Annotated in this window: 14 protein-coding genes; 13 read left to right on the plus strand and 1 reads right to left on the minus strand. The window is 33.5% G+C overall.

The annotated features are described in order from the left end of the window. Positions 1 to 28: 28 nt before the first annotated feature. Positions 29 to 1,360 (plus strand): leucine-rich repeat domain-containing protein, encoded by a 1,332-nt coding sequence (locus tag CCC31_RS09675; protein WP_022088016.1) that lies wholly within the window; start codon positions 29 to 31, stop codon positions 1,358 to 1,360. 276 nt (positions 1,361 to 1,636) lie between these two features. On the opposite strand, the gene CCC31_RS09680 is transcribed toward CCC31_RS09675, so the two are convergent. Then, positions 1,637 to 2,242 carry a YdcF family protein gene (locus CCC31_RS09680; protein ID WP_022088017.1) on the minus strand — a complete coding sequence of 202 codons (606 nt, stop codon included), beginning with the start codon at positions 2,240 to 2,242 and terminating at the stop codon, positions 1,637 to 1,639. 243 nt (positions 2,243 to 2,485) lie between these two features. Here CCC31_RS09680 and CCC31_RS09685 point away from each other — a divergent pair, with 243 nt between their 5' ends. From CCC31_RS09685 to CCC31_RS09740, 12 genes are all read left to right on the plus strand, one after another. Further along, complete coding sequence (locus CCC31_RS09685; protein ID WP_260978470.1) at positions 2,486 to 2,887, plus strand: hypothetical protein; 402 nt, start codon at positions 2,486 to 2,488, stop codon at positions 2,885 to 2,887. A 97-nt stretch (positions 2,888 to 2,984) separates the two neighbouring features. Next, on the plus strand, positions 2,985 to 3,944 hold the full coding sequence (locus CCC31_RS09690; RefSeq protein ID WP_022088019.1) for a LacI family DNA-binding transcriptional regulator: 960 nt from the start codon (positions 2,985 to 2,987) through the stop codon (positions 3,942 to 3,944). A gap of 228 nt (positions 3,945 to 4,172) precedes the next feature. Continuing rightward, positions 4,173 to 6,800 carry a pyruvate, phosphate dikinase gene (gene ppdK / locus CCC31_RS09695; RefSeq protein WP_118565173.1) on the plus strand — a complete coding sequence of 876 codons (2,628 nt, stop codon included), beginning with the start codon at positions 4,173 to 4,175 and terminating at the stop codon, positions 6,798 to 6,800. Positions 6,801 to 7,542: 742 nt separating this feature from the next. Further along, positions 7,543 to 7,896 (plus strand): NUDIX domain-containing protein, encoded by a 354-nt coding sequence (locus tag CCC31_RS09700; RefSeq protein ID WP_158573357.1) that lies wholly within the window; start codon positions 7,543 to 7,545, stop codon positions 7,894 to 7,896. A gap of 126 nt (positions 7,897 to 8,022) precedes the next feature. Continuing rightward, positions 8,023 to 8,775: a radical SAM protein gene (locus CCC31_RS09705; protein ID WP_118435980.1), complete on the plus strand. Its 753-nt coding sequence runs from the start codon at positions 8,023 to 8,025 to the stop codon at positions 8,773 to 8,775. Between the two features lie 74 nt (positions 8,776 to 8,849). Then, entirely contained in the window at positions 8,850 to 9,362 is a 513-nt protein-coding gene (locus tag CCC31_RS09710) for an NUDIX domain-containing protein (protein WP_290851223.1), read from the plus strand. A 25-nt stretch (positions 9,363 to 9,387) separates the two neighbouring features. Further along, positions 9,388 to 10,422 carry an NUDIX domain-containing protein gene (locus CCC31_RS09715; RefSeq protein WP_290851225.1) on the plus strand — a complete coding sequence of 345 codons (1,035 nt, stop codon included), beginning with the start codon at positions 9,388 to 9,390 and terminating at the stop codon, positions 10,420 to 10,422. Positions 10,423 to 10,526: 104 nt separating this feature from the next. Beyond that, positions 10,527 to 11,456 (plus strand): RhuM family protein, encoded by a 930-nt coding sequence (gene rhuM / locus CCC31_RS09720; protein WP_290851227.1) that lies wholly within the window; start codon positions 10,527 to 10,529, stop codon positions 11,454 to 11,456. A 125-nt stretch (positions 11,457 to 11,581) separates the two neighbouring features. Further along, the gene (locus CCC31_RS09725) at positions 11,582 to 11,887 is read left to right on the plus strand and encodes a hypothetical protein (protein ID WP_290851229.1); all 306 of its coding nucleotides are present in this window, start codon (positions 11,582 to 11,584) and stop codon (positions 11,885 to 11,887) included. A 20-nt stretch (positions 11,888 to 11,907) separates the two neighbouring features. Next, entirely contained in the window at positions 11,908 to 12,255 is a 348-nt protein-coding gene (locus CCC31_RS09730; RefSeq protein WP_118030781.1) for an inorganic pyrophosphatase, read from the plus strand. 52 nt (positions 12,256 to 12,307) lie between these two features. Continuing rightward, the gene (locus tag CCC31_RS09735; RefSeq protein WP_290851232.1) at positions 12,308 to 12,751 is read left to right on the plus strand and encodes a GNAT family N-acetyltransferase; all 444 of its coding nucleotides are present in this window, start codon (positions 12,308 to 12,310) and stop codon (positions 12,749 to 12,751) included. A gap of 28 nt (positions 12,752 to 12,779) precedes the next feature. Further along, the gene (locus CCC31_RS09740; RefSeq protein ID WP_290851234.1) at positions 12,780 to 13,238 is read left to right on the plus strand and encodes an NUDIX pyrophosphatase; all 459 of its coding nucleotides are present in this window, start codon (positions 12,780 to 12,782) and stop codon (positions 13,236 to 13,238) included. The last annotated feature ends 36 nt before the right edge of the window (positions 13,239 to 13,274 follow it).

The raw sequence follows: 13,274 nt of genomic DNA on the forward strand, positions 1-13,274 counted from the left end.
ACAAAGATTTTTAAGGAGGGTATCTATTATGAAATCAAAAGTATTATTATCAGGGGCAGTAGCCTTAGCTATGGCAACAGCAGTTATGGGACCTGTTGCAACCAAAAGTGTTAATGTGTATGCAGCAGAAACAACACAAAATCAACAGGCAACACAAAATCAGGAAACAACGAAGAACGTTGAGGCATCTAAAAATGTGTTAACCGGAAAATGTGGTGACAATGCAACGTATACATATGACAAAGACGCGAAAACAATTGTAGTTTCAGGAACAGGTGCAATGTGGGATGATATGGAAATACTTGGCAATTATGATTCTGTAAAAAGCATAACAATCGAAGATGGAATCACATGTGTTGGCGAAAATGCGTTTTCAACCTTAAGTGTAGAATCTATAAAGATTGGAAAAGATGTCCAAACAATAAAAAGAAAAGCATTCGGATTTGTTTGGGGCGAAGAAACAACAATAATACCTGCAAATGTAAAGACTATCGAGCAAAATGCATTTGCAACTATTAAAAACATTGAATTTATGGGAGATATTGATGGTTTTGAAAATGGAATCGTTGAAAGCAATACGGACGATATTAACAGTGTAATTTTGCATGGAACTGCAACAAAACTTGGTATGATATTTAAAAATTCACCAATATATAAAGTGATAATTGCACAGGACAATACAAAATCTACTTTTGATAAAGGATGTATATTGTCAGCAGACAAAACAAAATTGAATTATTACATAGGAACAAATGACAAAGTTGTTATTGCTGGTACAGTAGAAGAAATTGATGCAGGGGCTTTTAGAAAAAAATCAGTTAAAAGTGTAAAATTAGGTGAAAATGTTAAAAATATAGGTGAACAGGCTTTTTATAGAACATATGACCTTGCATCATTTGTTTCAAATAAAAAATTAGCATATATTGGAGACAAAGCGTTTGCAAACTCAACATTAAAGAAATTTGCTTTTGATACAAAACCAAAAATGGGAGAGAAAGTATTTTCTAGAAATTCGAGTATTACATATTCAAAAGGTCTGAAAAAGGCGGGTACATCAATTGAATTTGCAAAGTTGCGCAAAAAGAAATACACAATAAGATTTGCAAAAGTAAATGGAGCTACAGGATATGAAGTTAAGTTCAAAAGTGCAAAATACAAAAAAACATTTACGACCAAAAAGAATGTGTTTACTAAAGCAGTTTCAAAAAATGATGTAAATAAAATGGGCATCACGAATGGAATAGAAGAAGATGGAACATGGACAGCAGGTACTGTAATGGTAAGACCTTATAAAGTAGGTAAAAAGAAAAAAATCTATGGGAAATGGTCAACAAAAACATTAGTTTTATATTACGAATAACAGACTATGAAGTAGAAGAAACAATAAAACATAATAAGTATAAAAGCGTAATAAGCTAAAACATAATAAAAAGTAACAAAAAACAAAAAATAAGATAAAATATGATGCCTACGGATTGTTCCGTGCTGCGCACTATCACAATCCTACCCAATATTCGCATATCGCGGGAATTATCCCGCTTTTATGCTCATATTGAGGCGGGTCCCAAGGTCTTTCACCCACTTATGAGCAAGCTCATGTGTGTGAAAGACCTTTTGACCCTGGCATCATAATAAATTACAATGTTATGTTAAAATTATTAATGTAGCCCTTATTTGCATAATCTATTATTCCAAAAATTTCACCGATTGCTCTTTCATATCCGGCAGGAGTTTTATACCAGTTTTCTTTAGTTGTGAAAGAGTCATTAACTGGGCATGGAATGATATTTATATCTTTAGAAAACATTTTGTCAACTAATAAAAGGCATCTTTTCATGTGGAATGTGGTGGTAATTAAAGCAATCTTGAGAGATGGATAATTTTCCTGACTTTTAATAATTCTATAAGCATTTTCTAAACTATCAATTGTTGAAGTGGAATTATATGCTGTGTAAATATTTAAAGAAGGTATTCCTGCTTTTACAGCATATATTTTCATGAGATCAGCCTCCTGATAAATTCCAGAGTCAGTAAGCATTTTGCCACCGGAAAAAATAAAATTTTTAACAAGTCCTTTATTATACAAAGCCACAGCCCTTGGCACACGATATTTAACAGCACTATAGCTACCCATAACGATTCCCATATCCGAATTGGTGTCTGAATATTCTATATTTTCAAAAAGCATTGAATTTATTAAATCCCTGGAAATATCTTTATATTGTAAATCGGAAATGTTCATGAATAATCCTCCAAATCTATGAGAGAAACATCAAAGTTTATATGTAAATATTCCCTTAATATAGTATATGAAATGAAGTGAAAAATGTAATATTGATTATATAAAAAGAGTAAACGACAAATTGTATTCGAACCATTGACAATTTGAATAAATTGTAATGAAAATAAATTTGAAAAATGATAATATTATAGTTAAATAAAAACAAAATAATGGAACGAAAGAAAACAGAAAGGAGTGCAACTAATGAGAAAGAAAGTAGCCGTAATACTTTGTGTGCTTGGTGTTACATTGGTATTTGCCGGATGCGAAAAAGAACAAAAAGAAGCAAAGCCAACGGAAACAGAAGTAAAAATGACAGTCAGGCAGACAACTACAGAGGAAACAACCGAGCAGGAAACATTCAGATATTCGGTAAAATATGAAGCTGTAATTGACACATCTGACCTTACAGATCAGGAAACGTCTGATATGATTTCAAATTTGCGAAACATTGCACAGGAAAATAATATGAAGATAGGCTTGGGACAGGCAAGATATCAGGAATTAGTATTGGAGATTACCTGTTTTTATAATGATGAATCCATAACAGTTAATGAAGTAAAAGAAAAGCTATTGTCAGGGTTAACTATTAAATCGATTCAATAAATTTATATCTACAATAAATTAGATAATATGATAAAATAGTGTTATCGATAACATTATCAAATGAACGAATTAATTAGAAAACAATTAGGAGAGAACAATGGCAATAACAATTAAAGACATTGCAAAAGCTACAGGTGTATCGACAATGACCGTTTCACGCTTTCTCAATGAACCGGAAAAATTAAAACCATCAACTTATGAGAAAGTAAAAAAGGCAGTAGACGAAATGGGATATGAACCTAATCAGGTTGCCAGACTTTTGCAGACAAACAAAACAAACATTATATGTGTATATATTGCAAATGGAATTGACCCTCTGCATCCTTTTACACTAAGAGCAATTTCAGGAATCGGAGAAAAGTTAGGACTTGAAGGTTATTCAATGCAGATATGTAGACATGATTACAAAAAAGTTAAATGTGATGGTGTAATAGCCATGGGTATGACTGAGCGTGAAGAAGATGAAGTGATGAAGTGGTTTAAGGATAAGCCTGTAATTGTATTTGGAAATAGCAGTTACAAGAATAATTGGATTGACATAGACAATTATAAAGGTGGATATATGGCCACAGAACATCTTCTTAAACGCGGTTATAAGAAAATTGCAAATATTGGAATAAGAAGTGAAGAAAAATACACGCAGGACAGATTAAATGGATATATGGATTGTATGAGAGATTACCATATGGATATACCACAATCGGGAATAATGAGAGTGTGTAATAATGAAGACGATGGATATTTGGCAGCTTCAAGAATTTTGAAAAATGCAGATGTTGATGCGATAGTTTGTGCCAGTGATGCTTTAGCACTTGGAGTAATGAGATGTGCCGTTAAGATGGAAATAAATGTTCCTAATGAACTTGGCGTTACAGGATTTGATGGATTAGGATATGAAAAATTAGTAACACCTCATATCACAACGGTAGAACAACCTGTATATGCATCAGGAATAGCTTTGGCAGAATGTATTGTCAATATATTGCGAAATAATGACTATTCAGAAACCGAAAAATTTATTAAACCAATTTTGAATATTAATGGATCAACAAAATAATGTGTGTCGTATGAAGTTTAGTAAGATTTGATGAGTTTTAGTGATTTTTTGTGGTAACATATGGCAAATGAACTTGACTATCAAATGCCTTATGTTATAATGTTTTATAGGGATTTTTGCCCAATTTTTGTGCGCAAAAATACCGATATTAGAAAATATGAGTTGGTTAAAGAGAGCCATTCTCCACAACTCATAAAATAAATACTAAAGTTTTAGGAGGAAAAATTAATGGCAAACAAATGGGTATACCTTTTTAGCGAAGGTAACGCAAACATGCGTGAACTTCTTGGTGGAAAAGGTGCTAACCTTGCAGAAATGACAGGTTTAGGACTTCCAGTACCTCAGGGATTCACTATTACAACAGAAGCTTGTACTCAGTACTATGAGGACGGTAGAGAAATTAACGAAGAAATTCAGGGACAGATTAACGAGTATATCGTAAAGATGGAAGAAATCACAGGAAAGAAATTCGGTGATAAGGAAAATCCATTACTTGTTTCTGTTCGTTCAGGAGCTAGAGCTTCTATGCCAGGTATGATGGATACAATTCTTAACCTTGGTCTTAACGAAACAGTAGTTAACGCAATTGCTGAAAAGTCAGGAAATGCCCGTTGGGCATGGGACTGCTACAGAAGATTCATCCAGATGTATTCTGACGTAGTTATGGAAGTTGGTAAGAAGTATTTTGAAGAACTTATCGACAAGATGAAAGCTGACAGAGGTGTTAAGCAGGACGTTGAACTTACAGCTGATGACTTAAAGGAATTAGCAGCACAGTTCAAGGCTGAATATAAAGAAAAAATCGGAGAAGACTTCCCAGATGATCCTAAGGAACAGTTAATGGGAGCTATCAAAGCCGTATTTAGATCATGGGATAACCCACGTGCTAACGTTTACCGTCGTGACAACGATATCCCTTATTCATGGGGAACAGCTGTTAACGTACAGTCAATGGCATTTGGTAACATGGGTGATGATTGTGGTACAGGTGTTGCATTTACAAGAGATCCAGCAACAGGTGAAAAGAAGCTTATGGGTGAATTCTTAAAGAATGCTCAGGGTGAAGACGTTGTTGCCGGTGTTAGAACACCAATGCCAATCGCTCAGATGGAACAGGAATTCCCAGAAGCATTTGAAGAATTTGTAAAGGTTTGTGAAACACTTGAAAACCATTACAGAGACATGCAGGATATGGAATTTACTGTTGAAAACAGAAAACTTTACATGTTACAGACAAGAAATGGTAAGAGAACAGCTCAGGCTGCTTTACAGATTGCTTGTGACCTTGTTGATGAAGGCATGAGAACAGAAGAAGAAGCTGTAGCTATGATCGATCCTAGAAACTTAGATACATTACTTCACCCACAGTTTGATGCTGCTGCTCTTAAGGCTGCTACACCAGCTGGTAAGGGACTTGGAGCTTCTCCAGGAGCTGCTTGTGGTAAGGTTGTATTCACAGCTGATGATGCTGTTGAATGGAATGCAAGAGGAGAAAAGGTTGTACTTGTACGTCTTGAAACATCTCCAGAAGATATCACAGGTATGAAGGCATCACAGGGTATCTTAACAGTTCGTGGTGGTATGACATCACACGCTGCCGTAGTTGCTCGTGGTATGGGTACATGCTGTGTATCTGGTTGTGGCGACATCGCTATGGACGAAGAAAACAAGAAATTCACTTTAGCTGGAAAAGAATATCATGAAGGAGATTTCATCTCAATCGATGGTTCAACAGGTAACATCTATGATGGAATTATTCCTACAGTTGATGCTAAGATCGCTGGTACATTTGGACGTATCATGGGATGGGCTGATAAATATAGAACACTTAAGGTTAGAACAAATGCTGATACACCAGCTGATGCTAAGAAAGCTAGAGAACTTGGTGCAGAAGGTATCGGTCTTTGCCGTACAGAGCATATGTTCTTCGAAGAAGACAGAATTGCAGCATTCAGAGAAATGATCTGTTCTGATACAGTAGAAGAAAGAGAAGCAGCTCTTGAAAAGATTCTTCCATATCAGCAGGGAGACTTCGAAGCACTTTACGAAGCACTTGAAGGTAACCCAGTTACAATCAGATTCTTAGATCCACCTCTTCATGAGTTCGTTCCAACTGAAGAAGAAGATATTAAGAAACTTGCAGATGCACAGGGTAAGACAGTAGAAGAAATCAAGACAATCATTTCTTCACTTCACGAATTCAACCCTATGATGGGACACAGAGGACTTCGTCTTGCTGTAACATATCCTGAAATTGCTAAGATGCAGACTAAGGCTGTTATCCGTGCAGCAATTAATGTTCAGAAGAAACATAGTGATTGGACAGTTAAGCCGGAAATCATGATTCCATTATCATGTGATGCTAAGGAATTAAAATATGTTAAGGATATCGTAGTAGCTACAGCTGATGCTGAAATCGCAGCAGCAGGTGTTGAACTTGAATATCAGGTAGGTACAATGATCGAAATCCCTAGAGCAGCTCTTACAGCTGACGAAATCGCTAAGCAGGCAGACTTCTTCTGCTTCGGTACAAACGATTTAACACAGATGACATACGGATTCTCAAGAGATGATGCTGGTAAGTTCTTAGATGCTTACTATGATGCTAAGATCTTTGAAAATGATCCATTTGCTAAGTTAGATCAGGTTGGTGTTGGTAAGTTAATGGAAATGGCTATCAAGCTTGGTAAGCCAGTTAACCCTAACCTTCACGTAGGTATCTGTGGAGAACACGGTGGAGATCCATCTTCAGTAGAATTCTGCCATAAGATTGGTCTTGATTATGTATCATGTTCACCATTCCGTGTACCTATCGCTAGATTAGCAGCAGCTCAGGCAGCTATCGCTAACAAGTAATACACTGATAAGTGAAAAGAATGTAATTACTTAAAATAATGAACTCCTGTATACCGGAAATGGTGTGCAGGAGTTTTTTTGTTATAGCGACGAGGCAAGTGGTCATCAGGCTTGCATGAATGAACATTTGCCGACCGCTAATCAGATACGAGATATGCATAGCGTATCTCGTATCTGTTAGAGGAAAAAATAAGAAAAAATATTAAATCCAGGTTGTCAAAAGTAGATTAAGAAAATGGGAGTAGATCTTTTGCAAGATACGCATTTGTATATACAAATACATTCTTGTTAGGGGAAGTCTCGCCTACCGGCTCGGTCCATGCTCCTGCTTACGCAGGGTCATCCACTGGATGACCGCACCCTAAAACCTCTATATCTCAAATATTGGATTGACGGGTGCATCTGCTTTGAGGAGATGTTAATTGGACACCAATACTCTAAATAATTTGAACTGAAATTTTGTGATTGATAAAATAATGAAATATCAATTTGGTTATAGATATGGTAGAATTAAGCTGTATAAATGTTGAGCGAAATATAATAACACGAGTATGGCGTGATAAAACACTAATGGCACTGTGTATAAAATAGAAAATTGGGTAGATGATAAATTAAAATTTAGGGAGACTAACATGTATTGGCAAGAGCAAAATATCAGGTATTAGTCATTTCATATCATATTGAAAATGGCAATGTAAAATATTGCATATTTAAAAGAAATGATATGAAAGTATGGTAATTTATAGCAGGTGGTGGAGAAGATGAGGATGAAACTATAATAATATCTGCAAAACGAGAGGCATATGAAGAAGCAAACATAGGTATGGATTGTAAATATTCTGTACTTGATACACAAAATAGCATACCAACATACTGTTTTAAAGAAGCAAGAAAAATATGGGGTGAAAATTGTTTAGTTATTCCTGAATATACATTTGCTGCTAGGATGGATACAACAATTTTGGAATTGTCTCAAGAGCATACAAAATATGAATGGGTTGATTATAAAACTGCATTAAAAAGACTTAGATATGATAGTAATAAAACTGCGTTATGGGAATTAGATAGTAAAATTAAATTAGGAACATTAAATTAAGAATATTCATATTATGATTTAAATACAACAAAATTGTAGTGTGTTACAGTTGTAAGCTTGTCATAAGCTCCAGATTTTGAAATATAGGCTGAAAATTATGGCTATTAGCAAATGAGGTAAAAAAGAATGAACAAGTATTTAGAAAATTTAAACAGAATAGAGTTTGTTGTAACAATGGCATGCACAGGAAGATGCATACATTGTTCAGAGGGAGAACATAAATCAAGTGGAAAACACATAGATGGAGACATAGCAGTGCAAGCAGTTATTGATATATGTAATAACTATGATATTAAATCTTTAATGACTTTTGGAGGAGAACCTTTGATATATCCGGAAGTGGTTTGCAACATTCATAAAACTGCTAAAGAAATGAACATAAAGGATAGGGCAATAATCACTAACGGATTTTTTTCTAAAGACAAAGAAAGAGTAAGAGAAGTGGCGCAAATGTTGTCATATAGCGGAGTTCAAAAAGTGTTATTATCTGTTGATTCATTTCATCAAGAGACTATACCGCTTGATATAGTGAAATATTTTGCAATGTGCATAAAAGAGAGTGGTGTAGAAATTAAATTAAATCCTGCTTGGCTTGTGAGCAAAGAAGATGATAATGAATATAACAAAAAGACAAAGAAAATTATTTCTGAATTTGAGGATTTAAATATTCCACAGGCAAAAGGAAATGTTATTTTTCCAAATGGAAATGCAGTGAAATATCTAAGTGATTACTTCGATAAGAACAAGGAATATATAAATCCATATGAGGAGAATCCAATAGATGTTAGAACAATTAGTTTTTCAGAAAATGGGGATGTGTTGAATGGGAATATTTATGAAAAATCAATTATGGAGATAATTGAGGAATACAAAGTTTAGTATAAAGATACATTTCTTTTTTCAAGAAATAGTAAAACAAATTTAGTATCAAGAGGCGGAAAAGGAGAGAAGCGATGGACGAATGGTTAAAAACAAGAAACTTACCTTTACATTTTATATCTGTTGCAGGATTAGTATATAAAGGCGATGAAGTTTTATTGATTAAATCAAAACGTAGAGGATGGGAAATCCCTGGCGGAGTGGTAGAACAGGGAGAGGATATAATGAGTGGCTTAAAAAGAGAAATATTTGAGGAAAGTGGCATTGTTGCCGAGCCGGAAAAGTTTGTTGGTATATATCATAGATTGAATACTAAAGATGGATATGGTCCTCTTGAAGGAATGATTTTACCACCTGTTGTGAATTTGACATTTATTTGTAAATATATAGATGGAAATGAAAATGTATCAGATGAAAGTATTGAAGTAGGATGGTTTACTCCAAACATTGCAAAAGAAAAAATTACTGTTCCTGATATAAAGAAAAGAGTTTGTGATATGTTGGAATTTGATGGTAAGCACCATTTTAGTACTTTTGAAAATAAAGACAGTAAAATAAAATTTATTAGCGATATGCTTGTTAAATAATTATACATAACACGGAGTAAAAAAATTGAAACAAATAATTATAATCGGATGTCCGGGAAGCGGGAAAACTTATTTTGCAAAACATTTGTCAGAAATTTTGCAAATAGAACTTTTTCATATGGATAATATATATTGGAAGAAAGATAAAACGCATATTAGTAGGGGAGAATTGATTAGCGCGGTAGATCGAATAATAAGTCAATCAGAATGGATTCTTGATGGAAATTATATATCAACTATTGAGCAAAGAATAAAAGCTGCGGACACGATTTTTTTCTTCGACTATGAAACTAAAGATTGCTTAGAAGGAGTTAAATCAAGAATTGGTATAAAGCGCGATGACATTCCGTGGATAGAAACAAAATTGGACCCTGATTTTCAAAAATGGATTATGGATTTTAGAAAAGATACATTGCCTGAAATAGAAAAAATATTAGAGCGATACAAATATAAAACAATAATTAGATTTACTTGCAGAGAAGATAAGGAAAAATACTTGATGAAATTGAAAAAGAATGTAAATAAGAATATTACAATTCATACTACGGAACTTAATATAGAGTTGCAGGATGACCAATGGCAAATGGAATATATTGATCATAACAGAAATATTGCCAGGGCAATAGTGTATGATGAGGATGGAAATTTTTATTTTGTAAGAGCCGAAAGAAATGATGATTTCGGACAAGCAACAATTATAGAAACAGCAGGTGGAGGTGTTGAAGAAGGAGAAGAATTGCAGGATGCAATAAAAAGAGAACTTAAAGAAGAATTGGGTGTAAAAGTAGATGTAATCTGCAAAATCGGAGTTGTAAGCGATTATTATAATCTGATTCATAGACATAATATTAATAACTATTTTTTGTGCAAAGTTGAATCCTTTGGTGAAAAAGAACTGACAGAAGATGAAATAAATAATTTTCACTTATCAACATTGAAATTATCTTATGAAGAAGCTATTAGAGAGTATGAATATAGGTCAAATACAAGATTAGGGAAACTTATAGCCAATAGAGAATTGCCGGTGTTGCATCGTGCAAAAGAAATAATTGATATTTAGATAAGAATTACTAAATTAGAATTTTAATAGACAGTTATAGTAATAAGTATAACGAAAATATTTTATTTAATAAATAATAAGCTAGAAGAAGGATATTATATATAATGACAAATGAAATCGTATTATTTAATGACGGTAATGTTAACATAGAGGTTCAAATAAATCCGGAACAGGAAACGGTATGGCTTACTCAAAAACAGATAGAAACATTGTTTGGAGTTAGTCATGCAACAGTAAGTGAACATATATCTAATATTTTGAAGTCAGGTGAGCTGGATGATACTTCTGTCGGTTTTTCCGACAAAAGTACCGGAGGCAGAAAACCAAAAATATACAACCTTGATATGATATTGTCAGTAGGATATAGAGTTAATTCAAAAAAAGGTATTGCGTTTAGACGTTGGGCTAATGGTGTGTTGAAACAATACATAATGGAAGGATATGCAATAAACGAAAAAAGGATGTTTGCACTTCAAAAAACGGTTAATATTCAGACAAAAATGTTAGCATATTCCTTAGATTTGGAGGAAAAAGAAATATTAAAGGCAGTAAATCAATACACTGAAGCTTTGCTTCTTTTGGATCAATATGATCACCAGTCTTTACAAAAACCTGAGGGAAATGAACCGATTTATAGAATTACTTATGAAGAATGTCGAAGGATGGTTGATGAAATGGAAGATTCATTTAAAACAGATGTATTCGGCGTTGAGAAAGAGAAGGGTAAGGTTGAAGGAATATTAGCAGCTGTTTATCAAAATGTGTTTGGAGGAGATGTGTATCCGTCATTGGAAGAAAAAGCTGCAAATTTACTTTACTTTATAATAAAGGACCATCCTTATGCTGATGGGTGTAAGAGAATAGCTGCATCTCTTTTCCTCGAATTTTTAGCACGCAACAATGCTCTTTATAAAGATGGAGTAAAAATTATCAGTGATGGGGCATTGGTGGCAATTACACTTATGATTGCAGAATCCAGAGCAGGGGAGAAAGAGATAATGGTAAAGTTAGTTATGAATTTCTTGGCAATGTAGATAACTCGAAGCAGTTGCTGTTTTTAGATTAGATGTCTACAAAATATCATATAAAGCAAAACAATTGATAACCAAGTCTTGTTTTGATTAAGATGTAGATAAATTCGGAATTATCGAGGTAAGTTATGAAGACAGTTACAATATGTGCAAGCATGAAATTTGAGAAAGAAATGCAAAGAATAGCATTTTTGTTAGAAACGAAACATGATTTAAATGTTTTACAATGCGTATATAATACGGATAATTTGGAGATTTCGGAAAAGGAGAGAAGTTTTCTCAAAAATGCGCATTTTAGGAAAGTTGAACTCTCGGATGCTATTTATGTTGTTGATATTCAAGGATATATTGGCAATCAGGTTTCAAAAGAAATAGAGTTTGCTAAAAGTAAGGGAAAAGAAATTATATTTCATTCAGAGTATAGCATAGAATGATATAAATTGGTGGAGGATATATGAATACTTTTAATAATGATTTTTGGAGAGCGTTGGATTCATTAGTAGATAATTCGGAAATTGTTATAGATAGACCAAAAGGAACTGCACATCCGAAATATCCCGATTTTATATATAAGGTTGATTATGGATATTTAAAAAATACTTCATCAATGGATGGGGCAGGTATTGATGTTTGGATTGGTTCTGGAGAAAAGAAGATAGATGCTATAATGTGTATTGTTGATTTAATGAAACGAGATTCGGAAATAAAGATATTGATAGGATGCACAGAAGAAGAAAAACAGATTGTGTATCAGACACATAACGAAACAGAATATATGAAAGGCATATTGATAAGACGATAATTTCAAGTTTGATGAATTAAAATGGATGGAAATTGATGGAGTTACAAGTTGTATGAAAATTCGAGAAGTTAACGAAAATAAAAAGCAGTTTATATCATTGTTGTTATTAGCTGATGAACAAGAGAGCATGGTTGATTGCTATCTTGAAAAAGGAACTATGTATGTGATTGAAGATAATGATGTAAAAGCTGAATGTGTTGTCACCGATGAAGGTAATGGAATACTTGAAATCAAGAATATAGCGGTTGAACCGAAATATCATAGAATGGGATATGGCAAAGTAATGATTGATTTTCTTGCCAATAAATATGAAAAAGAATATTCTATTTTGCAAGTTGGAACTGGTGATAGTCCACTGACAATACCATTTTATGAAAAATGTGGATTTGTTCGTTCTCACAGTATTCCAAATTTCTTTACAGACAATTATAACCACCCAATTTATGAGGGCGGTGTACAGTTAATAGATATGGTATATTTGCAAAGGCATATATAACTTCCAGTTTATAGGAGGTGAACATATATTGGCAAGAGCAAAATATCAGGTATTAGTCATTCCATATCATATTGAAAATGGCAATGTGAAATATTGCATATTTAAAAGAAATGATATGAAAGTATGGCAATTTATAGCAGGTGGTGGAGAAGATGAGGATGAAACTATAATAATATCTGCAAAACGAGAGGCATATGAAGAAGCAAACATAGGTATGGATTGTAATTATTCTGTACTTGATACACAAAATAGCATACCAACATACTGTTTTAAAGAAGCAAGAAAAATATGGGGTGAAAATTGTTTGGTTATTCCTGAATATACATTTGCTGTTAGGATGGATACAACAATTTTGGAATTGTCTCAAGAGCATACAGAATATGAATGGGTTGATTACAATACTGCATTAAAAAGACTTAGGTACGATAGTAATAAAACTGCGTTATGGGAATTAGATAGTAAAATTAAATTAGGAACATTTAATTAAGAATATTTATATTATGATTTACATACAACAAAATTG

Source organism: Eubacterium sp. LMAG:50 (assembly GCF_008680265.1).
Lineage (GTDB): Bacteria > Bacillota > Clostridia > Lachnospirales > Lachnospiraceae > Eubacterium_U > Eubacterium_U album.